27 protein-coding genes, 1 tRNA gene and 1 riboswitch are annotated in these 26245 nt (G+C 62.0%); of the genes, 13 read left to right on the top strand and 15 right to left on the bottom strand.

Annotation, left to right across the window (positions count from 1 at the left end):
* Positions 1-41: 41 nt before the first annotated feature.
* Positions 42-1697 (top strand): chaperonin GroEL, encoded by a 1656-nt coding sequence (gene groL, locus IEW00_RS12335; protein ID WP_188514715.1) that lies wholly within the window; start codon positions 42-44, stop codon positions 1695-1697.
* A 79-nt stretch (positions 1698-1776) separates the two neighbouring features.
* On the opposite strand, the gene IEW00_RS12330 is transcribed toward groL, so the two are convergent.
* Positions 1777-2457 (bottom strand): DJ-1/PfpI family protein, encoded by a 681-nt coding sequence (locus IEW00_RS12330; protein WP_188514714.1) that lies wholly within the window; start codon positions 2455-2457, stop codon positions 1777-1779.
* A gap of 18 nt (positions 2458-2475) precedes the next feature.
* Positions 2476-2556, bottom strand: a riboswitch (ZMP/ZTP riboswitch).
* A 131-nt stretch (positions 2557-2687) separates the two neighbouring features.
* Between IEW00_RS12330 and IEW00_RS12325 the strand changes: the two genes are divergently transcribed.
* Entirely contained in the window at positions 2688-3749 is a 1062-nt protein-coding gene (locus tag IEW00_RS12325; protein WP_188514713.1) for an MBL fold metallo-hydrolase, read from the top strand.
* A gap of 9 nt (positions 3750-3758) precedes the next feature.
* Here IEW00_RS12325 and IEW00_RS12320 read toward each other — a convergent pair whose 3' ends face one another.
* Positions 3759-4043: a hypothetical protein gene (locus IEW00_RS12320; RefSeq protein ID WP_188514712.1), complete on the bottom strand. Its 285-nt coding sequence runs from the start codon at positions 4041-4043 to the stop codon at positions 3759-3761.
* 126 nt (positions 4044-4169) lie between these two features.
* On the opposite strand from IEW00_RS12320, the gene polA reads away from it, so the two are divergent.
* Positions 4170-6974: a DNA polymerase I gene (polA, locus tag IEW00_RS12315; protein ID WP_188514711.1), complete on the top strand. Its 2805-nt coding sequence runs from the start codon at positions 4170-4172 to the stop codon at positions 6972-6974.
* Entirely contained in the window at positions 6971-8317 is a 1347-nt protein-coding gene (locus IEW00_RS12310) for a cation:proton antiporter (protein WP_229737014.1), read from the top strand. Before polA ends, IEW00_RS12310 begins: the two co-directional genes overlap by 4 nt.
* Positions 8318-8336: 19 nt before the next feature.
* Here IEW00_RS12310 and IEW00_RS12305 read toward each other — a convergent pair whose 3' ends face one another.
* Positions 8337-9227: a prephenate dehydratase gene (locus tag IEW00_RS12305; RefSeq protein WP_188514710.1), complete on the bottom strand. Its 891-nt coding sequence runs from the start codon at positions 9225-9227 to the stop codon at positions 8337-8339.
* A gap of 238 nt (positions 9228-9465) precedes the next feature.
* Between IEW00_RS12305 and IEW00_RS12300 the strand changes: the two genes are divergently transcribed.
* The gene (locus IEW00_RS12300; protein WP_188514709.1) at positions 9466-10101 is read left to right on the top strand and encodes a c-type cytochrome; all 636 of its coding nucleotides are present in this window, start codon (positions 9466-9468) and stop codon (positions 10099-10101) included.
* Between the two features lie 77 nt (positions 10102-10178).
* On the opposite strand, the gene IEW00_RS12295 is transcribed toward IEW00_RS12300, so the two are convergent.
* On the bottom strand, positions 10179-10643 hold the full coding sequence (locus IEW00_RS12295; RefSeq protein WP_188514708.1) for a DUF2721 domain-containing protein: 465 nt from the start codon (positions 10641-10643) through the stop codon (positions 10179-10181).
* Between the two features lie 249 nt (positions 10644-10892).
* On the opposite strand from IEW00_RS12295, the gene IEW00_RS12290 reads away from it, so the two are divergent.
* Together IEW00_RS12290 and IEW00_RS12285 are read left to right on the top strand one after the other, a co-directional pair.
* Positions 10893-11303, top strand: a complete 411-nt coding sequence (locus tag IEW00_RS12290) for a PaaI family thioesterase (protein WP_188514928.1) — start codon at positions 10893-10895, stop codon at positions 11301-11303.
* A 3-nt stretch (positions 11304-11306) separates the two neighbouring features.
* On the top strand, positions 11307-11735 hold the full coding sequence (locus IEW00_RS12285) for a PaaI family thioesterase (RefSeq protein WP_229737013.1): 429 nt from the start codon (positions 11307-11309) through the stop codon (positions 11733-11735).
* On the opposite strand, the gene IEW00_RS12280 is transcribed toward IEW00_RS12285, so the two are convergent.
* From IEW00_RS12280 to argH, 4 genes are read right to left on the bottom strand one after another with little or no spacing between them, the layout of a single operon-like run.
* On the bottom strand, positions 11698-12480 hold the full coding sequence (locus IEW00_RS12280) for a precorrin-2 dehydrogenase/sirohydrochlorin ferrochelatase family protein (RefSeq protein ID WP_188514707.1): 783 nt from the start codon (positions 12478-12480) through the stop codon (positions 11698-11700). The genes IEW00_RS12285 and IEW00_RS12280 overlap by 38 nt on opposite strands.
* Entirely contained in the window at positions 12477-13733 is a 1257-nt protein-coding gene (gene lysA / locus IEW00_RS12275) for a diaminopimelate decarboxylase (RefSeq protein WP_188514706.1), read from the bottom strand. The genes IEW00_RS12280 and lysA overlap by 4 nt, the downstream gene beginning before the upstream one ends.
* A 19-nt stretch (positions 13734-13752) precedes the next feature.
* Positions 13753-14001, bottom strand: a complete 249-nt coding sequence (locus IEW00_RS12270; RefSeq protein ID WP_308419335.1) for a hypothetical protein — start codon at positions 13999-14001, stop codon at positions 13753-13755.
* A gap of 2 nt (positions 14002-14003) precedes the next feature.
* On the bottom strand, positions 14004-15392 hold the full coding sequence (gene argH, locus IEW00_RS12265) for an argininosuccinate lyase (protein WP_188514926.1): 1389 nt from the start codon (positions 15390-15392) through the stop codon (positions 14004-14006).
* A 19-nt stretch (positions 15393-15411) separates the two neighbouring features.
* Here argH and IEW00_RS12260 point away from each other — a divergent pair, with 19 nt between their 5' ends.
* On the top strand, positions 15412-16017 hold the full coding sequence (locus IEW00_RS12260) for a TlpA family protein disulfide reductase (protein ID WP_229737012.1): 606 nt from the start codon (positions 15412-15414) through the stop codon (positions 16015-16017).
* A gap of 47 nt (positions 16018-16064) precedes the next feature.
* Here IEW00_RS12260 and IEW00_RS12255 read toward each other — a convergent pair.
* Positions 16065-16140 (bottom strand) — tRNA-Val (locus IEW00_RS12255).
* A gap of 125 nt (positions 16141-16265) precedes the next feature.
* Between IEW00_RS12255 and rph the strand changes: the two genes are divergently transcribed.
* Genes rph through IEW00_RS12235 form a run of 4 tightly spaced genes read left to right on the top strand, consistent with a single transcriptional unit; the run spans position 16266 to position 19730 of the window.
* Positions 16266-16979, top strand: coding sequence for a ribonuclease PH (gene rph, locus IEW00_RS12250; RefSeq protein ID WP_188514703.1), 714 nt, complete (start codon positions 16266-16268; stop codon positions 16977-16979).
* Positions 16980-16983: 4 nt separating this feature from the next.
* Entirely contained in the window at positions 16984-17610 is a 627-nt protein-coding gene (gene rdgB, locus IEW00_RS12245; protein WP_188514702.1) for an RdgB/HAM1 family non-canonical purine NTP pyrophosphatase, read from the top strand.
* Entirely contained in the window at positions 17601-18809 is a 1209-nt protein-coding gene (hemW, locus tag IEW00_RS12240; protein WP_229737011.1) for a radical SAM family heme chaperone HemW, read from the top strand. The genes rdgB and hemW overlap by 10 nt, the downstream gene beginning before the upstream one ends.
* A 12-nt stretch (positions 18810-18821) precedes the next feature.
* Positions 18822-19730, top strand: a complete 909-nt coding sequence (locus IEW00_RS12235) for a tyrosine recombinase XerC (protein WP_188514701.1) — start codon at positions 18822-18824, stop codon at positions 19728-19730.
* 134 nt (positions 19731-19864) lie between these two features.
* Here IEW00_RS12235 and IEW00_RS12230 read toward each other — a convergent pair whose 3' ends face one another.
* The 4 genes from IEW00_RS12230 to rsmI are packed head-to-tail and all read right to left on the bottom strand — an operon-like array spanning position 19865 to position 22673.
* Complete coding sequence (locus IEW00_RS12230) at positions 19865-20470, bottom strand: DedA family protein (protein ID WP_188514700.1); 606 nt, start codon at positions 20468-20470, stop codon at positions 19865-19867.
* A 2-nt stretch (positions 20471-20472) separates the two neighbouring features.
* Positions 20473-21417 (bottom strand): glutathione synthase, encoded by a 945-nt coding sequence (gene gshB / locus IEW00_RS12225; RefSeq protein ID WP_188514699.1) that lies wholly within the window; start codon positions 21415-21417, stop codon positions 20473-20475.
* A 43-nt stretch (positions 21418-21460) separates the two neighbouring features.
* Complete coding sequence (locus IEW00_RS12220; protein ID WP_188514698.1) at positions 21461-21823, bottom strand: YraN family protein; 363 nt, start codon at positions 21821-21823, stop codon at positions 21461-21463.
* Positions 21816-22673 carry a 16S rRNA (cytidine(1402)-2'-O)-methyltransferase gene (gene rsmI / locus IEW00_RS12215; protein WP_188514697.1) on the bottom strand — a complete coding sequence of 286 codons (858 nt, stop codon included), beginning with the start codon at positions 22671-22673 and terminating at the stop codon, positions 21816-21818. Before rsmI ends, IEW00_RS12220 begins: the two co-directional genes overlap by 8 nt.
* 27 nt (positions 22674-22700) lie before the next feature.
* On the opposite strand from rsmI, the gene IEW00_RS12210 reads away from it, so the two are divergent.
* Entirely contained in the window at positions 22701-23891 is a 1191-nt protein-coding gene (locus IEW00_RS12210) for a penicillin-binding protein activator (RefSeq protein WP_229737010.1), read from the top strand.
* 736 nt (positions 23892-24627) lie between these two features.
* Here the strand turns inward: IEW00_RS12210 and IEW00_RS12205 are convergent.
* Complete coding sequence (locus IEW00_RS12205) at positions 24628-25911, bottom strand: enoyl-CoA hydratase-related protein (protein WP_229737009.1); 1284 nt, start codon at positions 25909-25911, stop codon at positions 24628-24630.
* Between the two features lie 70 nt (positions 25912-25981).
* Positions 25982-26215 carry a hypothetical protein gene (locus tag IEW00_RS17515; protein WP_229737008.1) on the bottom strand — a complete coding sequence of 78 codons (234 nt, stop codon included), beginning with the start codon at positions 26213-26215 and terminating at the stop codon, positions 25982-25984.
* Positions 26216-26245 lie beyond the last annotated feature (30 nt).

Genomic DNA, 26245 nt, shown 5'->3' with positions numbered 1-26245 from the left:
ATCAAGCCGACTGACCCGAAACGATAAGAAGGAACACACTCATGGCTGCTAAAGACGTAAAGTTTGGCCGCGACGCTCGCGAACGCATTCTGCGCGGCGTCGACATCCTCGCTGACGCCGTCAAGGTGACTTTGGGCCCCAAGGGCCGCAATGTCGTCATCGACAAGAGCTTCGGCGCTCCGCGCATCACCAAGGACGGCGTCACCGTCGCCAAGGAAATCGAACTCAAGGACAAGTTCGAGAACATGGGCGCGCAGATGGTCAAGGAAGTTGCTTCCAAGACCAATGATATCGCAGGCGACGGCACCACCACCGCCACCGTTCTGGCCCAGGCCATCGTTCGCGAAGGCATGAAGTCGGTTGCTGCCGGAATGAACCCGATGGACCTCAAGCGCGGTATCGATCTGGCGGTGACCAAGGTTGTCGAAAACCTGAAGTCGCGTTCGAAGCCCGTCGCCGGCAACAACGAGATTGCCCAGGTCGGCACCATCTCGGCCAATGGCGAGAAAGAAATCGGCGAGATGATCGCGCAGGCCATGGAAAAGGTCGGCAAGGAAGGCGTCATCACCGTCGAAGAAGCCAAGGGCATGGAGTCGGAACTGGATGTCGTTGAAGGCATGCAGTTCGACCGCGGCTATCTGTCGCCCTACTTCATCACCAACCCGGACAAGATGACTGTCGAGCTCGACAACCCCTTCATCCTGATCCACGAAAAGAAGCTGTCGAACCTGCAGGCGATGCTCCCCATTCTGGAAGCTGTCGTTCAGACCGGTCGTCCGCTGCTGATCATCGCAGAAGACATCGAAGGCGAAGCGCTTGCGACCCTGGTGGTCAACAAGCTGCGCGGCGGCCTGAAGGTTGCTGCGGTCAAGGCCCCTGGCTTTGGCGATCGTCGCAAGGCGATGCTGGAAGATATCGCGATCCTCACCAAGGGTGAAATGGTCAGCGAAGATCTCGGCATCAAGCTGGAAAGCGTTACCATCGGCATGCTCGGCCAGGCCAAGCGCGTATCGATCGACAAGGACAACACGATCATCGTCGATGGTTCGGGTGAAGCCGATGCGATCAAGTCGCGCGTGGAAGCCATCCGTGGCCAGATCGAGAACACTTCGAGCGATTACGATCGTGAAAAGCTGCAGGAACGTCTGGCCAAGCTCGCCGGCGGTGTTGCAGTCATCAAGATCGGTGGCGCTTCGGAAGTCGAAGTGAAGGAAAAGAAGGACCGCGTTGACGACGCGCTGCACGCAACCCGCGCAGCCGTTGAAGAAGGCATCGTCCCCGGCGGCGGCACGGCACTGCTTTATGCAACCCGTGCGCTTGAAGGCATGACCGGCGTCAATGACGACCAGACTCGCGGCATCGATATCATCCGCAAGGCGCTGTACGCTCCGGTTCGCCAGATCGCGCAGAATGCAGGGCACGATGGCGCGGTTGTCTCGGGTAAGCTGCTCGACAGCAACGACGAAACCCTGGGCTTCAACGCATCGACCGATGTGTATGAAAACCTGGTTTCGGCTGGCGTGATCGATCCGACCAAGGTCGTGCGTGCGGCTTTGCAGGATGCAGCCTCGGTTGCCGGTCTGCTGATCACCACCGAAGCAGCCATCGCCGACGCACCGGAAGACAAGTCTTCGGGTGGCGGCATGGGCGGCGGAATGCCCGGCGGCATGGGCGGCATGGGCGGCATGGATTTCTGATCCACGCACGTTCGGCTACCAAGCCAACGCACAAAAAAACGGGGCCGGAGGGGAAACCTTCCGGCCCATTTTTATGGGATCAGCCCCGAAGCGCTTTCTCCATCTCTGCGGCACGGTCATCATAGAACCGTGACTGCATGGCTTGGACGATGTGCTGTGGGCTCGTTGCAGGGGTCCCTCCAGCAAACGGCGGCGCGGGGTCATATTCGAAATTGAGCTGGAGCGAGCGGGCAACATCTTCGCCATGCAAATGCGCGACGATCGTCAGCGCAAAATCGATGCCAGAGGTTACCCCGCCCGCAGTGACGATATTGCCGTCGAACACGGTGCGGGCGTCCTCGTGCACCGCGCCAACCATCGGCAAAAGGCTGGTAAAGCCCCAATGCGTCGTTGCGCGCCTGCCCTGCAGCAACCCTGCCTGTCCGAGAATAAATGCGCCGGTGCAGACGCTGGTGATCCATTGTGCGTCCGACGCCTGCTGGCCTACGAAATCGATCAACTGGATATCGCTCAGCGCAGGCGCAACGCCCAGGCCACCGGGAACGCATAGCAGATCGGACTGCGGGCAGTCCTCGAATGTTACCGTCGGCATGATGCCGAAGCCGACATCGGTCATCACCGGATCGAGGCTCGCTGCCGCGACGTGAACCTTTGCCCCGGGCATCCGGCAAAGAAATTGCGCCGGCCCGGTGAAATTGAGCTGGGTGACGTTGTCGAACAAGACGAAGACGACGTTGAAGGGGTTTTGGGCTTGGGTCATGGGCATGCCTTTCATTCAGCAGACTGCCCAGGCGCGCGACACATATATAGCCCGCTCCCCGATGGTGGTCCATCTGATGCGCCAGTTGCGGATGAAGCCAGTGTACGCCGCTGAAGCTGCCCTGCCAAGCACCCGTTTGGAACGTTGGGAACTCATCGCTTGTTGATTACCATTGGTGTTTCATGCGATATTATGGCATTAGATATGACATAATATCGAGGGGATAGCCGATGCTCCGCCTTGTCGTGGTTGTTTTAGTTCTGGGCGCTTTGGGCGCAGGTCTTTGGCTTGCCCGCGAACGGCTGGGAGAGATCGTGTTCGCGCGTGCGCTGGAGGCAAGCTATGGCACTGATGCCACCGCGAAACTCGATGACGGTCTGCACCTCATCCTTTGCGGGACAGGTTCTCCCCTGCCCGACCCGGCACGGTCTGGCCCATGCACTTTGATAATCGCGGGAAAACAGGTTTTCCTGGTCGATTCAGGTTCGGGCGCGGGGCGACGGATCGGGCAGATCGGTGTTCCATTGGGCAGGATTGACGCGGCCTTCCTCACGCATTTTCACTCCGACCATATTGATGGCTTGGGCGAAGTGCTGATGTTGCGTTGGGCGGCAAGCGGTCGCCCAACGCCACTGCCCGTGTTCGGGCCACAAGGCGTCGAGCGTGTCGTTTCGGGCTTCGATACCGCCTACACCGCAGACTACGGCTATCGCATCGCCCATCACGGCGCCGACATCATGCCGGGCAGCGGAGCAGGGGCCCGCGCCCGAACGGTTGGGAGCAAATTACCCGCCGTGATCTATTCGAACGGCGGGGTGAAGGTCACTGCTTTTCAGGTCAAGCACGATCCGGTCGAACCCGCTTTGGGCTATCGCTTCGACTATCAGGGCCGTTCGGTGGTGATCAGTGGTGATACCGCGCCCACGCCTGCGGTCGCAAAAATCTGCAACGGCTGTGACGTGCTGGTTCACGATGTGCTCAACGCAGACATGGTCGGCAGGATTTCCGCTACCGCCAAGGCACGCGGAGACGATCGGATCGCCAAGATTATGTCGGATATCCCCGGCTATCACACCACGCCAGTCGCTGCCGCCCAGATCGCGCAAAGCGGCATGGCGCGGATGCTGCTGTTCACCCATATCGTGCCGCGTATGCCGACACGGTTGCTCCACCCGTATTTTCTTCGCGGTGTGGCAGATGCCTATTCGGGCAAGGTGGTCATGGGCGAGGACGGATTAAAGATCAGCCTGCCTGCCCGGTCGGACAAGATCGAACAGGCAGGCCTGCTTTAGGCCGCATGGTCAGTTGGTGTTCTTCGCGACGCCACCGTCGGTTTCTTCAAACTCATTTTCGATGCTGTCGCCAGCCCTGTCGGCTTTGACGTCCAGGTCCCTTGCGGCCTTATCAACGCTGGCTTCGACATCGTCCATCGTGTTCTCGATCGCTTCGCCTGCCGCATCGACATTGGCTTCGATATCATCGCCTGCTGCCTCTGCAGCGGCACCCGCCTTGTTTTCGGTGTCAGCCGAGCAGGCCGAGACCCCCAAAGCGAGGGCAGCGATACCGACGATTGCAAAATTTCGCATGAATATGGCTCCGTTAGTGAGATACCCGAATATACGCCTCCCCCGCATCAATGCTATGCCGATGCGGCAGTCTGATTTTCCGAAAACTGCATGACCATGCCGAGACGCGCTGCTATCGGCTGATCCATGGAACAACAGAACCATCTCTATCTCGTCGACGGCTCCTCCTACATCTTTCGCGCGTACCACCGGCTGCCGCCGCTGACCAATCCGGAAGGTACGCCGGTGGGTGCGGTCTACGGCTATACCACCATGTTGTGGAAGCTGGCCGATGACCTTCACAAGGCCGATGGCCCGACGCACATGGCGGTGATCCTCGACAAGAGTTCGCAGAGCTTCCGGAACGAATTGTACGATCAGTACAAGGCGCATCGCCCTCCCCCGCCTGAAGACCTTGTCCCACAGTTTCCGCTGATCCGCGATGCAACCCGCGCGTTCTCCATGCCGTGCATCGAGGAAGACAATGTCGAGGCGGACGACATCATCGCCAGCTATGCGCTCGATGCGCTGGCCAAGGGGTGGAAGGTGACCATCGTCTCGTCCGACAAGGACCTGATGCAGTTGATACAGCCAGGGCTCGACATGCTCGACACGATGAAGAACGTGCGTATGGGCCCCGAGGCGGTGATGGAAAAGTTCGGCGTGACGCCCGAACAGCTTGGCGACGTGCTCGCGCTGATGGGAGATGCGGTGGACAATGTTCCCGGTATCCGGGGCATCGGTCCCAAGACGGCATCAAAGCTGATTGTCGAGCATGGCGATCTGGAGAGCGTGCTGGCAGCCGCGTCTGCGATGAAGCCCTCAAAACTGCGCGACAGCCTGATCGAGCAGGCCGAGATGGCGCGGCTGAGCAAGGTGCTGGTGACGCTCAAGCATGATTGCCCGCTGCCCAATGAGCTCGAGGATTTCTTGCTCAAGGACATTCCGCCCGAACCACTGGCCGAGTTCCTCAAGCTCCATGGTTTCACCAGCCTGTTGCGCAAGCTGGGCGCCAGTGGACCCGCGGACGCTTCGACCTCGTCCGGTGGTTCGGACACCAGCGCACCGCGCAGCGACAACGCGATCGCGCCGTCGATGCCCGCAATGCCTCCGATCAACCTCGACGCTTTCGTCTGCGTGCAGGATGTCGAAACGCTCGACGACTGGATTGCCCGCGCCTTCGCTGCCGGGACAATCGCGGTCGATACCGAAACGGATTCGCTCGATTCGATGCAGGCTCGGTTGGTAGGTGTCAGCCTAGCCTTGGTCCCAGGAGAGGCTTGTTACATCCCGCTGGGTCACGGCGGCAGCGACATGTTTGCCGAGAAGCCCAGGCAGATCGCGATGGACATCGCGATTGCCAGGCTGAAGCCGCTGCTTGAAGACGACAGCGTGCTCAAGATCGGCCAGAACCTGAAATACGATCTCAACGTGCTGGCGCGCCACGGCGTTGCGGTTTCGCCGATCGACGATACCATGGTGATGAGCTTCAACCTCGATGCGGGCCATGAGTTCGGCAGCGGCGGGCATGGCATGGATGCGCTGGCGCAGCGGCATCTGGAGCACGCCTGCATCAGCTTCAAATCGCTGACCGGAACCGGAAAGAAGCAGATCGGCTTCAACGAGGTACCGCTGAGCGACGCCACTCGCTACGCCGCCGAGGATGCCGATGTCACGATGAGGCTATGGCACGTGCTGCGACCGCGCCTCGCGGTCGAAGGCGTAACCCGCGTCTACCAGATGGTCGATCGCCCGCTTGTCCCGGTGGTCGCCGCGATGGAACGCAACGGCATCAAAGTCGATCGTGACCAACTCGCTGCGCTGAGCCAGGATTTCGCGACGCGGATGGCCGCGCTGGAGCTGGAAATCCACGCGCTTGCCGACCAGCCTTTCTCGATAGGCAGCCCCAAGCAGCTGGGCGAAATCCTGTTCGACAAGCTTGGTCTCAAGGGCGGCAAGAAGGGCAAGACCGGCGCTTATTCCACCGATGTCACCGTGCTCGAAAAGCTCGCGGGCGAAGGGTCCGAGATCTCACGCAAGGTGCTCGACTGGCGACAGCTCGCCAAATTGAAGTCCACCTATACCGATGCGCTGCAGGAGCAGATCAATCCTCAAACGGGCCGCGTCCACACCAGCTATAGCCTGGTCGGCGCACAGACTGGGCGGCTGTCGTCGACCGAGCCCAATCTGCAGAACATCCCCATCCGCACCGAGATCGGTCGGCAGATCCGCCATGCGTTCGTGGCCGAACCCGGCAACGTGATCCTGGCTGCCGACTACAGCCAGATCGAGCTGCGGCTGGCGGCGCATATGGCCGATGTCGAAACGCTGCGCGATGCGTTTGCCAAGGGTGAGGACATCCACAACCGCACCGCGCTCGAGCTTTTCGGCGAGGTCAATCGCGACACACGTGGCCGCGCCAAGACGATCAACTTCGCGATCCTCTACGGCATCTCGCGTTGGGGTCTGGCCGGGCGGCTCGAGGTTAGCGCGGATGAGGCGCAGGCGATGATCGACACCTATTTCCAGCGTTTCCCCGGCATCAACCGCTATATCGCCGAGACGATGGAAAAGGCGCGCGAGACCGGGTTCACCGAGACCCTGTTCGGCCGCAAGACGCATTTCCCGCGGATCAACTCGAAGAACCAGGCCGAGCGCCAGGGCAGCGAACGCGCCGCGATCAACGCGCCGATCCAGGGCACCAGCGCCGATATCATCAAGCGCGCAATGGTGCGGATGGTCCCGGCGCTCGAGGCGGCGGGGCTCGATAAGGTCCGAATGCTGCTCCAGGTCCACGATGAACTGGTGTTCGAGCTCCCCGAAGGCGATGTGGATGCGGCGTCCAAGGTCATTCGTGCGGTGATGGAAAATGCGGCTGAGCCTGCGGTAGCGCTGAGCGTACCTCTGGGTGTCGAGATCGGCACAGGGCCTAGCTGGGGCGCAGCACATTGATCGAGGAACTGCGCTGGTCTGCGGTGATCCCGCAAAGGCCTGCGCTGGATGTGACGGCCTTTGCTGATCCGCTGTTTGCCAGCGATATCGGCAGGTTTCTGCTTGAGAACTACGTTCTTTGGTTGCTCTCCATCGGCGTTGTCGTGCTCCTGGTCGCGTGGCTGCCGCTGATGCTCAAGAAGTTACCGTTGTCGCTGCCAATCATCTTTGTCGGGTTCGGAATGGCGATTTTCGAATTTACCCCGCTTGGGGCATTCTCGCCGCATCCCGTTAATTCGCCGGTACTGATCGAAAAAGCGACGGAATTCATCGTCATTATCTCTTTGATGGGCGCTGGTCTGAAGATCGGGCGACCTTTCACGGTGACCAACTGGGGTATCACGATCCGATTGCTGGCGATCGTGATGCCGCTGACGATTGCTGCGATTGCCCTTTCGGGCTGGTGGTTTCTTGGCCTTCCGCTTGCATCGGCCCTGCTGCTGGGTGCGTGCCTTGCGCCGACAGACCCGGTGCTGGCATCCGACGTCCAAATCGAGCGGCCCAACGGTGATGATGGCGACGAGGCACGGTTCGCGCTGACATCGGAGGCGGGGCTAAACGACGCGTTTGCCTTTCCGTTCGTATACCTCGCGCTCATCATCAGCGTCAGTGGCCTAGGCCTTTCGACGGTTGGTACATGGCTTTGGCAGGATGTCGTCTGGCGGCTGAGCGTTGGCGCAGTACTGGGTGCTGCCTGTGGCTGGTTGCTGGGCCAGATCATCTACCGAATGCCGCAGAACACTCGGCTATCTCGAACCGGCGATGGCTTTATCGCGCTTGGTGCAACGCTGGTCATCTATGCGACGACCGAGTTCTGCCACGGCTATGGTTTTCTTGCGGTCTTCATTGCAGGCGTCATGTTGAACAGGTCCGCTGCCGGCGATGCGTTCAATTCAGAGCTGCACGACTTTGCCGATGAAACCGAGCGGCTGGTGATGATGGTGTTGCTGGTCCTGTTCGGCGGCATCCTGACCGGGGGCGAATTGCTGAAGGATATCGGCTGGGACAGCGTGTTCGTCGCCGTGCTCGTTCTGCTGGTCATTCGCCCGGCGATCGGTTGGCTGGCCCTGATCGATCTGCCGCGGCCTGCGCTGGAAAGGTTTGTGATTGCCTTTTTCGGTATCCGGGGCTTGGGCTCAGTGTACTATCTTGCCTTTGCGCTGAACCATGGCGACTTTGTCGATCAGCACACTCTTTGGGCGACTGTCGGCTTGATCATTTTGGGATCAATTGCGCTCCATGGTCTCTCGGTTACCCCGGTAATGCGCCACCTCAACCGGACTGCTGGAAGGTCCGAGAACTGATCCCGACGTGCGAGCTTTTTCAGACCCTCGGCAGCGCCTGAGGGTAGCTCCCTAGCACCCGCACCCATTTGCTGTTGTGTCCCAGCACCTCGAGCGCCCGGTCGACCGGTGGATCGCCGGGCATGCCTTCGATATCGGCGTAAAACTCGGCTGCGGCAAAGCTTCCGCCACGGATGTAGCTTTCCAGCTTGGTCATGTTGATACCGTTGGTGGCAAAACCGGACAGCGCCATGAACAGCGCGGCAGGAATGTTCTTCACCTCGAATATCAGCGTGGTCATGACCGCGCCCGCGCCGGGCAGCGGATCGTCGCGATGGGCTGCCAGCACCACGAAGCGGGTCATGTTGTGGTCCGCGTCTTCGATGCCCTCGGCAACGACATTCAGTCCGAACACCTCGCCCGCAAGTCGCGAGGCGACCGCACACAGACCCAGGTCATCCGATTCGGCAACGAAAGCCGCTGCGCCAGCCGTGTCGGCGTAGGTCGTAGGCTGGATGTTGTTGGCGCGCAGATAATGCCGGGTCTGCCCCAGTGCCTGCGGATGGCTAACCGCCGCGCGGAACGGCCCCTCTCCCTTGGCCAGCAGGCAATGGCGCACGGGCAGGAAATACTCGGCGACAATCGTCAGCCCGCTTTCCGGCAGCAGGAAATGAATGTCCGCGACCCGGCCATGCTGCGAATTCTCGATGGGGATGATCGCACGCTGCGCCCGCCCGTCTTTTACGGCATCCATCGCGTCCTCAAACGAATAGCACGGCAGCGGATGCCAGTCGGGTGCGAACTGGCGAGCGGCGATATGCGAATACGCACCAGGAGCGCCCTGAAACGCAATTGTCCGCTCGGGAGCGTCAGAGGCGATTCGCGCCATGTCTTCGACCATCAGGCGGGCGATCTGGGGGTAGCTTTGCATGGGCACGCCGAATAGGCAGCCAATGGCACCACGACAAGGCGAAAACGGGCGTCTCGGGGCTTGCAGTGCGCCCCCCGCATCATTAGAGGAAGCGGCGAACCGGCCTTGTTGCAACGCGGCATCCGGACTCTAGCAAAAACCGACCCGACCGGATCGTTGATTCCAGTCGGATCGGACCACGACGTTTCTGGGCGCTTCCGTTAATGGCGCCTGCAGCAAAAGACGAGGCAATTGGGCAATGCAGGACAACAAGAACACGATTGCAGGCTGGGCTCTTGCAGGCGCTATTGCTGCGCTGGGGCTGTCGATTATCAGCGGCAAGGTGTTCCACGCCGATAAGCCTGAGCGGCCCGAACAGCTCGGCTTCGTGATCGAAGGCGTCGTGTCGTCCGAAGGCGAAGCGGAAGCCGAAGTTCCCATCGCCACGCTGCTCGCCAGCGCCGATGTCGCCCAGGGTGAAAAGGTTTTCGCCAAGTGCTCGTCGTGCCATTCGATCAATAGCGGTGGCGCGAACGGCATCGGGCCCAATCTTTACGGGATCATGGGCGCACCCCATGCTGCGGTCGCCGGCTTTGCTTATTCTGATGCGCTGAAGAGCAAGTCGGGTCCCTGGACGTTCGATGAAATGAACGCCTGGCTCACATCGCCAAGGGCCTATGCCGAAGGCACCAAGATGAGCTTTGCAGGGCTTGGAAAGCCAGAAGACCGAGCCAACCTGATGGCGTGGATGAACACCCAGACCAGTAGCCCGCTTGCGCTGCCCGCCGCTCCCGCTCCCGCAGCTGAAGGCGAAGCAGGCCCTGCGGCTGAAGGTGAAACTGCCCCTGCCGCCGAAGGCGAGGCCGAAGCGGTCGCTGCGCCCGTCGTCGGCTAAGCTATTTACGCCTGTGAATAGGGTGCAAAAGGGCTTCGCGTGCAGACGCGGGGCCTTTTTTTTGGGGGTCATCACGCTCAATCGTCGGTCAGCACCAGCAATCGTTCTTCGATGCGGATGTTGCGGGTGGCAAGCCGGATCTCGGCAATGAAGAGGCCCAGCCCCGCAATCAGAAACACCATCGCCAGGATGAAACCGCCGGCCACCACCTGTCCGAATTTGTAGCCGGTCAGCGAAAGAACGAACATCGCGGCGATCAGCAAGCTGACGGTCGAGGCGCTCAAAGTCGCCATCAGGATCGCCTTGTTGACGATCGAAGCGCGCCGATCGAGTATTCTCAGCTCGCGGACGACACGGACATGGTCTTCGCCCTCGGTTCGGCTGAACTCGGCCAACTGAACCCGCTCGCGATCGATCACCCGCGCCAGTCTCCCGGCAAACAGCTGGAGAATGCTGCCGGTTGCGACCAGCAGGAATGAAGGCGCCATGGCAAACTGGATCAACCGCCCGATCTGTCCGATTTCCAGCTCGTCAATGAACATGATAATGCTACGCCCTCCAGGATAATTCCGACGCTGACTATAGCCTGCAACCCCACACCAGCAATCGCCATTCACCGTCCTGCAGCGCCGCTGATGTCGTTTGGGTTGACGAACAGGTGTGAAGGTGCAGAGCTTGGCAACGCATTGCCGAAAATCAATTCTCAATTCAGGCCGCTGCGAATCGAGCGAGTTTTCATGAACGACGAACGTCCCGACACTTCCTCGCCGCAAGGCGGTTTTAACCCCGGCATGTTTCAGCAGATGATGTCGACACACGGCCATAGCGGACATCTGGGTATCCTGTACCGCGCGCACGGTGACAGCTGGGTCGAGCTCGAGCTTCCCTACACGCCCGAGTTGATCGGTGACGTCGACACCGGGGTGATCGCGTCGGGGCCGATCATCAGCCTGATGGACAACGCCACCAGCCTTTCGGTTTGGACCGCCATCGGCAAGTTTCGTCCGCAAGTGACGCTCGATCTTCGGGTAGATTACATGCGCCCGGCGACCCCGGGAAAGACCGTGGTTGGTCGCGGCGAATGCTACAAGACCACCCGCTCGATGGCCTTCGTGCGCGGTATCGCGCATGATGGCGATCCCGATGATCCGGTGGCGCATGTCGCCGGAACTTTCATCCGCATTGAAAACTTTCTGGGCTGAACGATGAGCGACACCGACACAATCGAGACGGTTCTGGGCTTCATGCCGCCATTTGCAAAGACCATGGGAATGACCGTGGACCACATGCAGGGCGGCCTTCCGGTGATCACGTATGATTATGGTCCGCAGGTGATGGGACGCCCAGGCTTTCTGCATGGCGGCGCGATGAGCGGGTTGATGGAGATCGCCGCGATCGCAGCGTTGCGCGTGACGTTGGGCAAGGACGAGAGCAATCTCAAGATCAAGCCGGTCAACATCACCATCAACTTCATGCGCGGCGGGCGAGAGTTGCGAACCTATGCGCTGGGTGAAGTGACCCGCATCGGACGCCGTGTGGCAAACGTCGAGGCCAAGGCGTGGCAGGATGATCCCTCCAAGCCGATCGCGACGGTGTTCATGAACTTCCTGCTGTCAGCGCCCAGATCAGCCTGACAGTGACACCCTCGGCGGTGGTCTCGCCATCGTCGATCTGCATGGCTGCATCGGCGCGCGCGCGAGAGAGAATCGCGGGCGGCATATCGTGGGGGTGGAGCACCAGATCAGCACTGCCCAGCAGGCGCACCTGCCGCAGCGTCAGCTCATCGGGATCAGGCGAGCCTATCGCGATATCGTAGAGTCCCGCCGCAACCCCTGCCCCACCGCCAGCAATCCAGCCTGCCACCGGGTCTGCGTCCAGATCGCTCAGCGGATCGAGCGCGCCGTTCGGAGCCAAAGCCGCATCGATCGCGCGCCGCCGCTCCGCGCTACCCGGCCAGCGGTAGCGGATGGCATCACGCGCAGAATCCAGCGCGCGCGCCAGATCCCCCAAAGTAGCCGGCAGCAGACCCTCGAACCGTTGCCGCAGCGCCTTGGCCAGCCCTGCTGACGCACCGCCAGTGCCGATCGCGATCAGCACGGGGTCGCGGTCGATGATCGCAGGCGTGGTGAAGTCGCACAAAGCAGGGCGGTCGACCGCGTTGACGATTAGCCCGCGCGCCTTGAGCCGAGCAACCGCCTCGATCGCTTCTGCCTCGTCCTCCAGAGCCACGATGGCAATGCGTGCATCAGCATTGTCCTCGCCGACGCAGATGCCGCCGGAGCGTTCGATCAGCCGCCTTTTGGCATCCGCCGCCTCGCCGTCGCCCAGCAGGATCACCGGACGATCACGCAGGTTGAGGAAGATCGGCAGCTGGTTCACAGCCAGTCGGGCACCTGTTCTGCCGCCATGATCTCGGCAGGCGTGATGCGGTTGGCGACGACAGCGAAGCGATCACCATCGACCAGCACCTCGGCCACGATGCCGCGGCTGTTATAGCTGCTCGCCATGGTCGCGCCATAAGCGCCTGCAGTGCGGAAGACCGCAAGGTCGCCAGCTTTGACAGCGTCGATATCGCGGCCCATCGCGAAGGTATCTCCGCTCTCGCACACCGGACCGACGATATTGGCTGTCATCCGGCTACCATCGGGAACCACCGCCTCGAAATCGTGCCAGGCGTCGTAGAGCGCGGGGCGGGCAAGGTCGTTCATCGCCGCATCGACAACCACGAACGGATGCTGCACGCCGGGTTTCACCCGGATCACCCGGGTCAGCAGGACGCCGGCATTGCCGGCGATCACGCGTCCAGGTTCGAACAGGATCGTCGCATCCCAATCGCGGGTTACCTTGGCGACCAGCGCGCCATATTCGGCAGGCGACGGCGGGTTGTGCTCGGTTTGATAGGGAACGCCAAGGCCCCCGCCCAGATCGACATGGGTGATCGCATGCCCCGCGCCGCGCAGATCGCTGACAAGCTGGCCGATCTTGCCGAACGCAGCCTCAAGCGGATCGAGGCTGAGCAGCTGGCTGCCGATGTGCACCGCAACGCCGCGCAGGCCGATCCCCGGCAGCTGCGCAAGCCGCTGATAGATTCCCGGACATACATGCAGACCTACGCCAAACTTGTTATCAGCCTTGCCAGTCGAAATCTTGGCGTGGGTGCCCGCATCGACATCGGGATTGATCCGCAACGTCGCTGCGGCGCGCATTCCCATCGCTGCGGCGACCTCGGCGAGCATCTGCCCTTCTTCTTCGGATTCTATGTTGAACTGGCCGATGCCGGTCGTCAGCGCATGGCGCATTTCATCGGCGGTTTTGCCGACGCCTGAAAAGACGATATCCGTCGGCGCAATCCCGGCCGCCAGCGCGCGATCCAGCTCGCCACCCGATACCACATCGGCACCATAGCCGCGCTTGGCGAGCACCTTGAGCACTGCCAGATTGGGGTTCGACTTGACCGCAAACGCCAGGTGCTTGCGCGGCACGCCTGCAAGACCTTCGCGAAAAACGTCGGCATGGCGCTCGAGCGTCGCTCGCGAATAGACATAGACCGGCGTGCCGACTTCATCGGCTATCTGCGACAGCGGAACCTGTTCGGCATGCAGATGGCCGCCGATCAGCGAAAAATGGTCCATACGGTGCGGAGCCTTCTGGTTATTCAGGGGGTAGATCGAACGGATCGTCGGCGCGAACCTCCGATTTGCGCCGGAGCTCGACATTGCGTTCCGGACGCGACTGGGTGCTCGGCTCCATCAATTCGCTCGGCGTGGCCACCATCGGCGCGCCATAGGCCACCGGCGCAGGCGCGGTGCCTTCGACAGCTGTCAATTTCTGTCGGCTGCCACAGGCGGACAGCGCCAGGATCGCGGTTGCAACCAGCAGAAGTCGGGGGGTACGCAGCATCGTCATTCTCCAGCCCCCGCGCCTTCGGCCAACGCGGCACGGGCGCGAGCCACCTGCAGCCTTACCTGATCGGGCGCGGTGCCGCCATAGCTGTTGCGGCTGGCGACCGAGGCATCGACCGACAGCGCAGGATACACCGCCTCGGTGATCCGCGCGTCGATCGCCTGCAGGTCGGCAATCGGCAGCGTATCGAGCGCAACCCCGCGCTGCTCGGCAAGCTTCACCACCGCGCCGGTGATATGGTGCGCATCGCGGAACGGAATGCCCGCCTGCCGCACCAGCCAGTCCGCCAGATCGGTCGCGGTGGCGAAACCGCGCTCGGTCGCCTTGCGCATGGCATCGGTCTCAAACGTGGTTTCGGCGACCATCCCGGTCATCGCCGCCAGGCTCAGCATCAGCAGACCTTCGGCCTCGAACACCGGCGGCTTGTCATCCTGCATGTCCTTGGAATAGGCGAGCGGAAGGCCCTTCATCGTGATCATAAGCGCAGTCAGGCAGCCGATGATGCGGCCCGCATGGCCGCGCACCAGCTCGGCCGCATCTGGATTGCGCTTCTGCGGCATGATCGACGATCCGGTCGAGAAACTGTCGGGAAGCTTGACGAAGCCATAAGGCTGGCTCGCCCAGATGATGAACTCTTCGGCCAACCGCGACAGATGCAGCGCGCATTGGGAGGCGGCGGTGAGGTAATCGAGCGCGAAATCGCGGTCCGAAACAGCATCGAGCGAGTTGGAGGTGGGCTTGTCGAAGCCCAGCGCCGAAGCGGTCGCATCGCGATCGATCGGAAACCCCGTCCCGGCAAGCGCAGCAGAGCCCAGCGGACACTGGTTCATCCGCGCACGTGCAGCTGCAAAGCGGTCGCGATCGCGTGCGAGCATCTCGTAATAGGCGAGCAAATGGTGGCCGAGGGTCACCGGCTGCGCAATTTGCAAATGTGTGAAGCCTGGCATGATCGCGTCAGCGTGCTCGGCGGCGCGATCGACCAGTGCATTCTGCAATGCCTTGAGCGCGGCATCGGCGGCATCGCAGGCATCGCGCACCCAAAGGCGGAAATCGGTCGCGACCTGGTCGTTGCGCGAGCGCGCGGTGTGCAGGCGTCCGGCAGCAGGTCCGATCAGCTCGGCCAGCCGCGCCTCAACATGCATGTGGATGTCTTCGAGCGACCAGTCCTCGGTCACGCCATTCGCTGCATATTCGTCGGCGATCTGGTTGAGACCCTGAGTAATGGCCTCGGCATCGTCCGCCGGGATGATCCCCTGCACACTCAGCATCGCGACGTGCGCCAAGGATCCATCGATATCTTGCCGCCACAGCGCCTTGTCGAACGGGATGGAAGCATTTATGGCCCGCATCACATCGGATGGCCCTGCGGCAAACCGTCCGCCCCACATGCTGTTGGAGTTGTTTCCCATGCGTATCGCCCATTTTTCCAGCCGGCGCCTCTGGCCGGTGGTGGCCCTTGCCGCGCTGGCAACTGGCGCGTGCGATAAGCAATCCCCCGCGTCGGAGCAACCCGCAGGGGGACAAAAAACTGCAGAAAAGCAAGGCCCATCGGTACCGCTTTCAGGAACGCTCGATATCTCGCAGCGCGGCAAGGCAGCGCCCGATGTCACTTTCAACGACCCCGATGGCAAGACCACCAGCCTGGCTGCTTTCAAAGGCAAGCCGGTGCTGGTCAATCTGTGGGCGACATGGTGTGGTCCGTGCGTGGTTGAAATGCCGACGCTCGATGCGTTGGCGGCACGCGAGAAGGACCGGCTGGTGGTGCTGACCGTGTCGCAGGACATGCAGAACCTCGACACTATCAAGCCTTTCTTCGTCAACAACGGCTACAAAACGATTCAACCCTTCGTCGATCCTGAGAACAACCTGGGCTTCAGCTACATGACCGGGGTGATGCCCACCACAGTGCTGTATGATGCAGACGGCAAGGAAGTGTGGCGGATGATCGGCGGGATGGACTGGAACGGCACCCGCGCATCGGCGCTGATGGAAGAAACGCTGGCCAAGGGCTGATCGACGCTTGCCAATCCGGAACCTGCGGGGCCGATCGAAGCGGATCATGGTGGGCGATGACAGGCTCGAACTGCCGACCCTCTCGGTGTAAACGAGATGCTCTACCAACTGAGCTAATCGCCCATGATCGCTTGGAGTGCCGCGCCACTGCCATTTTTGAATGCCGATGGCAAGTGGCTTGGTGCTTTCCATTGTCACGGCCGGCAGCTATCGGCGCATAACCTTTTTCATCCGTGGAGAATCATCCCATGCGCCCATCCGGCCGCGCCCCCGACGAAATGCGGGCCATCAGCATCGAAACCGGCTTCACCAAGCATGCCGAGGGCAGCTGCCTGATCGGCTTTGGCGATACCAAGGTGCTGGTCACCGCAAGCATCGAGGAGCGCCTTCCGCCATGGCTCAAGGGCAAGGGCGAAGGTTGGGTCACAGCGGAATACTCGATGCTTCCCCGCGCAACCCACACCCGCGGCCAGCGCGAAGCGGCCAAGGGCAAGCAATCGGGCCGCACGCAGGAAATCCAGCGGCTGATCGGACGTTCACTGCGCGCGGTGGTTGACCTCAAGAAGCTCGGCGAACGCCAGATCACGCTCGACTGCGATGTCATCCAGGCCGACGGCGGCACGCGTACCGCCTCGATCTCGGGCGCATGGGTCGCGCTGCGTCTGGCGGTCAATGGGTTGATGGCCAAGGGGCTGATCAAGGAAGACCCGATCACCGCCAAGGTCGCCGCGATCAGCTGCGGCATCCACCAGGGAACGCCGGTGCTCGATCTCGATTATATCGAGGATTCGAACGCCGATGCCGACGCCAATTTCGTGCTGATCGAGGGTGGCAACATCGCCGAGGCACAAGCGACCGCCGAGGGCGCGCCTTATGACGAGGAAGCGCTGCTGCGGCTGTTGCGTCTGGCACGGATGGGCTGCAACGACATCTTTGCCGCGCAGGAACGCGCGGTTTCCTGAACCGATGACGGCGCGCAAACTCGAACCGGGTCGGTTGGTGATCGCCAGCCACAACCAGGGCAAGGTGCGCGAGATTCGCGCGCTGCTCGAGCCGTTCGGCATCGAGCCGGTGTCGGCGGGCGACCTTGGTCTGCCCGAACCCGAGGAGACCGGTACCACCTTCGCCGAGAACGCGCTGCTCAAGGCGCATGCCTCGGCGCAGGCGTCGGGTTGCGTCGCGCTGGCTGATGACAGCGGGCTGTGCGTTGCGGCATTGGGCGGCAGGCCCGGCGTCTATACCGCCGACTGGGCCGAGCGGCAGTGGTTCGAGGGGTATCCGGGCCGTGATTGGTACATGGCCATGGGCAAGGTCGAAGGCCGCCTTGCCGAACTCGGCCCCGATGCCGACCGCAGCGCGTATTTCATCTGCACTCTCGCGCTGGCTTGGCCCGATGGGCATGCGCAGGTCTTTGAGGGCCGGGTGAGCGGTGCGCTGACCTGGCCGCCGCGCGGAACCTTGGGCTTCGGCTATGACCCGGTATTCGTGGCGCACGGTTTCGACAAGACCTTTGCCGAGCTCGACCCGGCGCACAAACACGCGATCAGCCACCGCGCCGATGCCTTCGCCAAGCTCGTCGCGGCGTGCTTTTGAACAGCGGCGCGGACCTCTCCCCTCCCGTACGCGGTAGGGGAGATGAGCTTCTCGCGCTCTATATCCACTGGCCGTTCTGCGTCTCCAAATGCCCCTATTGTGATTTCAACAGCCATGTCCGCGAGGGCGTGGATGTCGCGCAATGGCAGGCGGCGTTGCTCGTCGACATGGCGCACGAGGCCGCGTTGCTGCCGGGGCGCGAACTGGGTTCGATCTTCTTCGGCGGTGGCACGCCCTCGCTGATGCCGCCCGCACTGGTGCAGTCGCTGATCGAGCAGGCGGCTCGTCACTGGCGGTTTTCCGACGATATCGAGATCACGCTGGAAGCAAACCCTTCATCAGTTGAATCGGCGCGGTTTGCCGATCTGGCGCTGGCCGGGGTGAACCGCGTTTCGCTGGGGTTGCAGGCGCTCGATGACGATGTGTTGGCGTTTCTGGGCCGTGCGCATTCGGTGACCGAGGCGCTCGCGGCGCTCGCAATCGCGCAGGATCGCTTTGCCCGCGTCTCGTTCGACCTGATCTATGCCCGCCCTGGCCAGTCGCTCGCCGATTGGGAGCGCGAACTGACCCGTGCGCTGGGCTTCGGCACAGGGCACCTTTCGTTGTATCAACTGACGATCGAGCCGGGCACGCGGTTTGAAACACTGGTCCGGCGCGGCGATCTGGTCCCGGCGGACGACGACCATAGCGCCGACCTGTTCGATCTGACCCGGCAGATAACCGCCGGTGCGGGCGTTCCCGCCTACGAGATCAGCAATCACGCCTGCATCGGCGAGCAGAGCCGGCACAACCTGACCTATTGGCGCTACGGCGATTATGCCGGGATTGGTCCCGGGGCGCATGGTCGGCGCGGTGCCATGGCGACAGAACGCCACCGCAAGCCCGAGAACTTCCTTTCCGCGATCGTCCGCAACGGCAACGGCCTGTCGGTCGAACGTCCGCTCGATCCGGAAACACAGGCAATGGAGGCGCTATTGATGGGGCTGCGGCTCGCCGAGGGGTTGGATCTCGAACGCGTCGCCGCGCGCGCAGGTGTGCCGCAATCCGCGTTGATCGATGACGCTGCCGCACAGCGCCTGACGCGGATCGGACTGCTTGAACGCGACGGAGCACGGATCACGGTCACCCCGCAGGGGATGCCCGTGCTCGATGCGATCCTCGCCGATCTGGTGGCGATTGAGCCCGCTGCCACCGCCTGATACGCTGCATCCATGGCAGACCCCGCCCCTTCCCTGATCAACCTGTGGCGCGCGCATCTGGCGGACAACCGCCGTCGTTCGCTGCACACCGTGCGCGCCTATGTCGCTACGGCCGAACGGCTGACCGATTTTCTGTCCGACCATTGGGGGGAGCGGCCCGGCGCGGCCCAGCTGGCCGATGTCACCCAGGCTGATCTGCGTGCGTTTCTCGCGGCGCGGCGCGGCGATGGCCTTGCCAACCGCAGCACCGCGCGAGAGCTCTCCGCGATCCGTGCGTTCCTGACCTTCGCGGGCGAGCAGAGCGGTTCGAACGGCAGCGCCCCGCGTATCAAAGGTCCGCGCATCAAGCGCAGCCTTCCGCGTCCGATCGCGCCCGATGACATCATGGCGTTGGGCGATGCGATGGCGTCACGCGATGCCCCCGCCTGGGTGCAGGCGCGCGACTGGGCGGTTTTGCTGCTGCTCTATGGCGCAGGGCTGCGGATCAGCGAAGCGATGGGGCTGACCGGGGCGGTGTTGCCATTGGGCGAGACGCTGCGGATTACCGGCAAGGGCAACAAGCAGCGCGTCGTGCCGGTGCTGCCGCAATTGCGCGAAGCGATCAGCCAGTATGCCGCGCTCGCGCCGTTCGATCTTTCGCCCGGCGAGCCGCTGTTTCGCGGCACGCGCGGTGGGCCGCTGTCGCCTGCGCTGGTGCGCCGAGCGATGATGAACGCGCGCCGATTGCTGGGGCTTGCCGAGGACGCGACCCCGCACGCGCTGCGACACAGCTTTGCCACTCATCTGCTGGCAGGCGGCGCGGACCTGCGGTCGCTGCAGGAACTGCTCGGCCATGCCAGCCTGTCCTCCACGCAGATTTACACGCAGGTCGATGCCGCGCACCTGCTTGATGTCTATGAGAACGCGCACCCGCGGGCTTGAGCTTAAGGCGAAGGTGGGGCGCGCGCGTCCCTCGACTTCGCTCGGGACAAACGGGTGTGGGCGATTCGATCCTCATCACATCCCTCTCCGAGTTCCCGAGCGAAGTCGAGGGACGTTGCGTGCTACGTCGGCCCTTAGTCGCTCTTTGCAGGCCGCCAGAAAATAACCCGCACTAAATAGACCACAATGATCACCCCGATGACTCCGGTCGAAATAGGCCCGGTGTATTGGTCGATCTCGTCAAACCGCGAACCCAGCTGAAACCCGATCCCTGCAAACAGCACATTCCACAGCCCCGCCCCGGCAAAGGTCCATAGCAGAAACTTCGTGCGGCTCATCTCGAAGATCCCCGCAGGAAGCGAGATCAGGGTGCGGACCGTGGGGATCATCCGTGCGAAGAAGATCGTGGACGCCCCGTGACGGTGAAACAGGCCGTTGAACCGGTCGATCTCGCGCCGGTCGAGTGTTAGCCACCGCCCCCAGCGAGCGACGAAATGCTCGAGCCTTTTGGGACCGAATGAGCGACCGATCGCATACCAGAAATAATTCCCCGCGACCGAACCTACGGTACCGGCAAAAATCATTGCCCAAAGGTTGTAATGGCCTTTGCCCGCCTCGATCCCCGCCAGTCCCATGATCAGTTCCGATGGGATTGGCGGGAAGATGTTCTCCAGCGCCATCAGCAGTACGACGCCCCAATATCCACCTTGAGCAACCAGATTGATGACGAGATCGTTCATGCTTACGTTTTCAGTCGGACCTCAATTGCATCCCAGATCATGCCTGCGACGTCGCTGTTGTTGAATGCGCCGATTGCGACAATGCCGGTGGGCGACGTGACGTTGATTTCGGTCAACCATTTGCCGCCGATCACATCAATACCCACGAACAGCAGCCCGCGTTCCTTGAGCTCGGGCCCCATCGCGTCGCAGATCTCCTGCTCGCGCGCAGTCAGCGTCGCCGATTCGGCATAGCCTCCGACTGCGAGGTTGGAACGGAACTCGCCCTCGCCCGGCTTGCGGTTGATCGCGCCGGCAACCTTGCCATCGACCAGCACGATGCGCTTGTCGCCTTGCGCCACCTCGGGAAGGAACGGCTGGACCATGAACGGCTCGCGCCAGATCTGGCCGAACAGTTCGACCAGCGCAGACAGGTTTGCCCCGTCTTCACTCACCAGAAACACCGCCTTGCCGCCATTGCCGTGGAGCGGTTTGACGACGATCGCGCCGTGCCGTGCCTGGAAACGCTTTACCTCTGCGAGCGAACGGGTGACCAATGTCGGCGGCATGAACTGTTCGAAATCGAGCACATAGACCTTCTCGGGCGCATTGCGCACCGATGCAGGGTCGTTGACCACAAGCGTCCGACCCTTGAGCCGCTCGAGGATATGCGTTGCGGTGATATAGCCGACATCGAACGGCGGGTCCTGCCGCATCAGGACGACATCGACATCCTCTCCCAGATCAAGCCGCACCGGATCCCCGAAGGTAAAGTGGTCGCCGGGCACATTGCGGACGGCTACCGGGTGGGCATGGCAGGTCACCTCGCCCGCTTCATAGGTCAGCGTTTCGACATCGTAATGATACAGCGTGTAGCCGCGGTCCTGTGCCGCAAGCATCAGCGCAAAGCTGCTGTCGCCCTTGATGTTGATGCCGGGCATCGGGTCCATCTGTACCGCGATCTTCATGGGATAACCTTTATTTTGCTGAACGATTCAAGGCGCAGAGCGATCAGTCGCCCTGCCAGACGTGGGTCAGATGGCGCGGCAGGCGGCGCGGTGCAAGCAGGATCACGTCGATCCGTGAATCATCCCCCGCCCGGACGTAGCGTGGCATCAGCGCATCCGCAGCTGCGGCGACCCGGCGCAGGCGGTGGTGATCGATGGCAAAATCCAGTTCCTGCACGGTCGCACGGTGTTTCACCTCGACAAACGCGACCATTCGTCCGCGCCTTGCGACCAGATCGACTTCTCCCAGAGGCGTTCGCACCCGCATCGCCAATATCCGCCAGCCCTTCAGTCGCAGCCACCATGCCGCCAGCGTTTCGGCGCGGCGTCCGGCGGCCTCTGCCTGTTTGCGGCGGGCTTCAGCCATGTGTTTCCCGTTCGGCCATGATGCGCGCGTACAGCGCCTTGCGGTCGAGCCCGAAGCGTTTGGCCACCTCGCTTGCGGCCTTGCCGGGAGGCATTGCCGCCAACGCTTCGGCGAGTGCGGCTTCAACCACGCCCTCATCCGGTTCGCCGGTGTCTTCGAGCGGGGGGCCGACCACCAGCACGATTTCACCCTTGGGGGTAACATCGGCATAAAAGGCTGCGAGCTGTGACAGCGTCCCGGTGCGGGTTTCCTCGAACTTCTTGCTGATCTCACGCACCACCGCCGCTTCGCGATCGCCAAGCCCGGCATGCAGCGCGGCAATGCATGCGGCGATGCGCTTTGCGCTTTCATAGAACACCAGCGTGGCAGGGATGCCGGCCAGGCTGGCGATGTCCTTGTCGCGCGCACCGGCCTTATTGGGCAGGAAGCCGTGAAAGTAAAATCTGTCAGTCGGCAAACCCGCCAGTGTCAGCGCGACGATCACCGCCGATGGCCCCGGCAACGAGTGGATCGTCACGCCAGCGTCACGCGCTTCGCGAACGAGCTTGTAGCCAGGATCGGAGATCAGCGGCGTACCGGCATCGCTGACCAGCGCCACTGGCCCCATCAACGCCGCGGCAATCAGGCGTTGGCGATCAGCAGGCCGGGCATGGTCGTCATAGCGCACCAGCGGCCGCTTGAACCCCAGATGGTGCAACAGCCCGCCAGTCACGCGACTATCTTCGCAGGCGATCAGATCAGCCTGTTCCAGCACCCGTCGGGCGCGTTCGGACAGATCACCAAGGTTGCCGATTGGTGTCGCGACGATATACAGGCCGGGTTCGGGATCATGATTCACGCGGATGTTCATGGACCGGCCGGGCGGGAGCGACAAGCTGTGAAACACCTCTATCGTAAATGGCAGGCCATACTTGTGCTGATGCTCGGCACCATGTTCCTGGCTGCCTGCCAGACCATGGTGCCAAAGACCATGCCCCCCTCCTCGCCCAGCCAACAACCCGACGCGCCGACCACCCGGCCCGATGACGGCCCGATCGGCGGCGTGCTTCCCAGCGACGAAACCCGGCATCGCATCGCGCTGTTGCTGCCACTCTCGGGCAAGGACGCAGGGGTTGGCCAGTCGCTCGCCAATGCGACGACGCTCGCGCTGATGGACACCAAAGCCAGCAACATCCGCATCACCAGTTACGACACCGCACGCGGCGCGCTTGCCGCAGCACGGCGTGCCATCGCCGATGGCAACCGCCTGATTCTCGGCCCACTCTTTGGCGATGACGTCGTTGCGATCGCATCTGCTGCCAACGCCGCTAAGGTTCCGATCATCAGCTATTCCAACGATGTCGGCATTGCCGGCAACAATGTCTTTGTGATGGGCTATGTTCCCGCACAGTCGATCGACCGCGTCGTCCGTCATGCCCGCGCGCAGGGCATCACCCGCTTTGCCGCGCTGGTCCCGGCAGGAACCTATGGCCAACGCGCTTCCTCTGCCATGCTGGCTTCCGTCAATGCAGCAGGCGGCACCGTCGTTGCGATGCAAAGCTATGCTGCAGGCAATGCGGCTGTCACCACCGCGTTGAAGAAGATGGAGCAGGACAGCGCCTATGAAGCGATCCTGATCGCCGACAGCGGCGCTGCGGCGATCCGTATTGTCCCGCTCATCCGCGCCAATGGCGGCACCGATGCCCGGATCCTGGGCACCGAGTTGTGGAATACCGAACGCACGTTGACCACATCGCCCGCCATGCGCGGAGCCTGGTTCGCCAGCGTCTCTGACGGCCTCTACCGCCAATACGCGACCAAGTACCGGGCACAGTTTGGCAGTGACCCGTTCCGGCTTTCAACCTTGGGTTATGACAGTGTCCTGCTGACCTCCCGCATCGCCCGTGACTGGCGGCCCGGTACCGTCTTCCCGATGGACAAGCTGCGCGATTCGGGAGGATTTATCGGTCTCGACGGTGCCTTCCGTTTTGGGCGCAATGGCGTCGCCGAGCGGCTGATGGAAGTGCAGCAGGTCGGCGTTGGCCAGCTCACCATCGCGTCGCCTGCGCCAAAGACCTTTGCAGACTAAAAAGTCAGCGAATCATTCGCGCCCGAAGCGGTTACAGCAGCAAGAACTTTTCGGGTCCCGTTGGAGCCGGCGCCCTATTGCGGGGCGCACGGTGAATAGGTCGTCGCTGTCGAAGTCGATGCAGACGTGGGCCGTCCTATCGCTCCTAGCTGGATATCGAGAACCATCTTCGTTTGCCGTCGGCGAATTCCTGTAATCGATAGCGCGGCTTTTGACGCATGGACGCAGGCTTTCGTCGGCCGTCGAATCATCGACCATGGTCGGCCAATGTGCCTTGCTGCCGGGGAGCGATGGTTCACGAACTGCAAAGCAGTTTTGAAAAGCTTACGAACCTAAGTTAACATCTTGTTGACCATTTTACATTCTGTTAGTTTTCCGGCCTGGGCGTGGAGGGAATTTCACGTCCAGATAAGGAGTGCTAAAAATGGCAAAGCGTACCAAAAAGCCTGTTCGTGGGTTCTGGGACTGGGTCCTGGGCGGCGGCTGGAACTGAGCCGAAAAATTCGGCTATTCAAGCATTTGACCCCGGCCAAAAGCCGGGGTCATCTTTTTTGAAAAGCCGGAATTCTGGGGTGCGCGCCACGGCGCGATACCCCACGATACCGTGTCACGACGACAACACCCAACGTTGTCAGGCTGGCTGATCTTCTACTGATTCGAAATGGTTAACAAACGGCGACGGAACTTGCGAACACCGAAAGCAACGCCATGACGTCAGGCGCAGTTGCCAGCGTTTTTATTTACCCTCGAATTGGGGCTTACGCTTTTCCAATATCGCATCGATCGCCTCGCGGTGGTCGTCCATCTGCTGGAGCACGCCCTGCCAGATTGCGGCCTGATCGAGATGTTCGGCCAGCGACACGTCACGGGCATCCTTGATCAGCCGCTTGGTCTTGCGGATTGCCGAGGGCGGAAACTGCGCCACCATGTGTGCTAGTGCGCGGGCACGATCCATCAAGGCTTCGGCCGGGACGACTTCAGATACCAGGCCATAGCGTTCGGCCTTGTGCGCGTCGATGAACTCGCCGGTCAACATCATCTGGCTGGCCTTGGCGAGGCCAACGATCTGCGGCAGCAACCACGCACCGCCGTCACCAGGAATGATGCCGACCCGCAGAAAACTCTCGGCAAACACCGCATCTTCAGCAGCGATCCGGATATCGGCCATGCACGCCAGATCACAACCCGCGCCGATCGCATGTCCACGCACGGCAGCAATCACCGGAACCGACATCCGGTCCATGGTCAGCGGGATACGCTGGATCTGGGTCTTGTACCAGTTTTCCAGTTCGATCGGTGTCATGCGCTGCTCGGCGGTCAGCGCCTTGATCTGCTTGATGTTGCCACCCGAGCAGAAACCGGGACCTTCGCCTGTCAGGATCACGCAATCGATGTCCAGGTTGGCATCGGCCGCCTCCAGCGCAGAGACCAACGCACCGATCACCTCTTCGGCCAGCGCATTGCGCGTCTCGGGCCGGTTCAGCGTGATCGTCGCGATGCGGTCTTCGACAGCGTACAGCACCGGAGGAGTGCCGGCACCAGCTTCGCGGGCGATGCGGTCGGCATAGCCTCCACCATGGAAAAGCAACGGCGCCTTGCCCTCGCTTTCGTAATCCATCACCTCGCCGACCATGATCACATGATCGCCACCATCGTACATATGCCGCGTCGTGCAAACCAACCGCGCCGAGCAGCCATCGATCCGGGGCAGACCTTCGCCGCCCACGTCGAGCCCGGCAAACTTGTCGTCAGTTCGCGAGGCGAACCGGTTGGCCAGATCATCCTGATCGCTGGCAAGGACATGCACCGCAAAGCCGCCCGACTGCTCGAACGCCGCCATCGACCGCGCCGTGCGCGCCAGCGACCACAACACCAAGGGCGGATCGAGCGAGACCGAATTAAAACTGTTGGCCGTCACCCCCACAGCGTTGCCCGATGCATCGCGCGTGGTGACGATGGTGACGCCGGTGGCAAACTGCCCCAGCGCGCTGCGATAGGTCTTGGGATCGAAATGGGCCATGCCGGCCGATTAGCCGCAGGCGAAGTTCAAAGGCAATGGCTAATCCCGGTGTACGGCGAGCGGCGACATTTCACTTGGCCCGGTTCTGCGCGAAATGTACACTTAAGCTGTTGATCACGGTGGGGCGGCAACAGGAATGAGCGGCGAATTCGAAGCAGCAGGCGCAATCGCCGAGGGTGGCATGTGGTCGCGCGTTGCCGAACCACAGGCAGGCGAAGCGAGCGTGCATGCGCATAGCAAATGCCTCAATTGTGGATCCAGCCTTGTCGGACCGCATTGCCATCAGTGCGGCCAGTCGGGTCATGTCCACCGTTCGATCTCGGCGTTCTGGCAT

The sequence above is a fragment of the Blastomonas aquatica genome, assembly GCF_014639875.1.
Lineage (GTDB): Bacteria > Pseudomonadota > Alphaproteobacteria > Sphingomonadales > Sphingomonadaceae > Blastomonas > Blastomonas aquatica.
The sequence above is the reverse complement of the archived record's forward strand: the minus strand, read 5'-3'. Positions and strand labels throughout refer to the sequence as shown.

What these genes read in the sequence shown, in the direction of transcription:
- groL (WP_188514715.1), top strand. Translation starts at nt 42, where the DNA reads ATGGCTGCTAAAGACGTAAAGTTTGGCCGCGACGCTCGCGAACGCATT.
- IEW00_RS12330 (WP_188514714.1), bottom strand. Translation starts at nt 2,457, where the DNA reads ATGACCCAAGCCCAAAACCCCTTCAACGTCGTCTTCGTCTTGTTCGAC.
- IEW00_RS12325 (WP_188514713.1), top strand. Translation starts at nt 2,688, where the DNA reads ATGCTCCGCCTTGTCGTGGTTGTTTTAGTTCTGGGCGCTTTGGGCGCA.
- IEW00_RS12320 (WP_188514712.1), bottom strand. Translation starts at nt 4,043, where the DNA reads ATGCGAAATTTTGCAATCGTCGGTATCGCTGCCCTCGCTTTGGGGGTC.
- polA (WP_188514711.1), top strand. Translation starts at nt 4,170, where the DNA reads ATGGAACAACAGAACCATCTCTATCTCGTCGACGGCTCCTCCTACATC.
- IEW00_RS12305 (WP_188514710.1), bottom strand. Translation starts at nt 9,227, where the DNA reads ATGCAAAGCTACCCCCAGATCGCCCGCCTGATGGTCGAAGACATGGCG.
- IEW00_RS12300 (WP_188514709.1), top strand. Translation starts at nt 9,466, where the DNA reads ATGCAGGACAACAAGAACACGATTGCAGGCTGGGCTCTTGCAGGCGCT.
- IEW00_RS12295 (WP_188514708.1), bottom strand. Translation starts at nt 10,643, where the DNA reads ATGTTCATTGACGAGCTGGAAATCGGACAGATCGGGCGGTTGATCCAG.
- IEW00_RS12290 (WP_188514928.1), top strand. Translation starts at nt 10,893, where the DNA reads ATGTTTCAGCAGATGATGTCGACACACGGCCATAGCGGACATCTGGGT.
- IEW00_RS12285 (WP_229737013.1), top strand. Translation starts at nt 11,307, where the DNA reads ATGAGCGACACCGACACAATCGAGACGGTTCTGGGCTTCATGCCGCCA.
- lysA (WP_188514706.1), bottom strand. Translation starts at nt 13,733, where the DNA reads ATGGACCATTTTTCGCTGATCGGCGGCCATCTGCATGCCGAACAGGTT.
- IEW00_RS12270 (WP_308419335.1), bottom strand. Translation starts at nt 14,001, where the DNA reads ATGCTGCGTACCCCCCGACTTCTGCTGGTTGCAACCGCGATCCTGGCG.
- argH (WP_188514926.1), bottom strand. Translation starts at nt 15,392, where the DNA reads ATGTGGGGCGGACGGTTTGCCGCAGGGCCATCCGATGTGATGCGGGCC.
- IEW00_RS12260 (WP_229737012.1), top strand. Translation starts at nt 15,412, where the DNA reads ATGCGTATCGCCCATTTTTCCAGCCGGCGCCTCTGGCCGGTGGTGGCC.
- rph (WP_188514703.1), top strand. Translation starts at nt 16,266, where the DNA reads ATGCGCCCATCCGGCCGCGCCCCCGACGAAATGCGGGCCATCAGCATC.
- rdgB (WP_188514702.1), top strand. Translation starts at nt 16,984, where the DNA reads ATGACGGCGCGCAAACTCGAACCGGGTCGGTTGGTGATCGCCAGCCAC.
- IEW00_RS12235 (WP_188514701.1), top strand. Translation starts at nt 18,822, where the DNA reads ATGGCAGACCCCGCCCCTTCCCTGATCAACCTGTGGCGCGCGCATCTG.
- IEW00_RS12230 (WP_188514700.1), bottom strand. Translation starts at nt 20,470, where the DNA reads ATGAACGATCTCGTCATCAATCTGGTTGCTCAAGGTGGATATTGGGGC.
- gshB (WP_188514699.1), bottom strand. Translation starts at nt 21,417, where the DNA reads ATGAAGATCGCGGTACAGATGGACCCGATGCCCGGCATCAACATCAAG.
- IEW00_RS12220 (WP_188514698.1), bottom strand. Translation starts at nt 21,823, where the DNA reads ATGGCTGAAGCCCGCCGCAAACAGGCAGAGGCCGCCGGACGCCGCGCC.
- rsmI (WP_188514697.1), bottom strand. Translation starts at nt 22,673, where the DNA reads ATGAACATCCGCGTGAATCATGATCCCGAACCCGGCCTGTATATCGTC.
- IEW00_RS12205 (WP_229737009.1), bottom strand. Translation starts at nt 25,911, where the DNA reads ATGGCCCATTTCGATCCCAAGACCTATCGCAGCGCGCTGGGGCAGTTT.
- IEW00_RS17515 (WP_229737008.1), bottom strand. Translation starts at nt 26,215, where the DNA reads ATGACCCGACTGGCCGCACTGATGGCAATGCGGTCCGACAAGGCTGGA.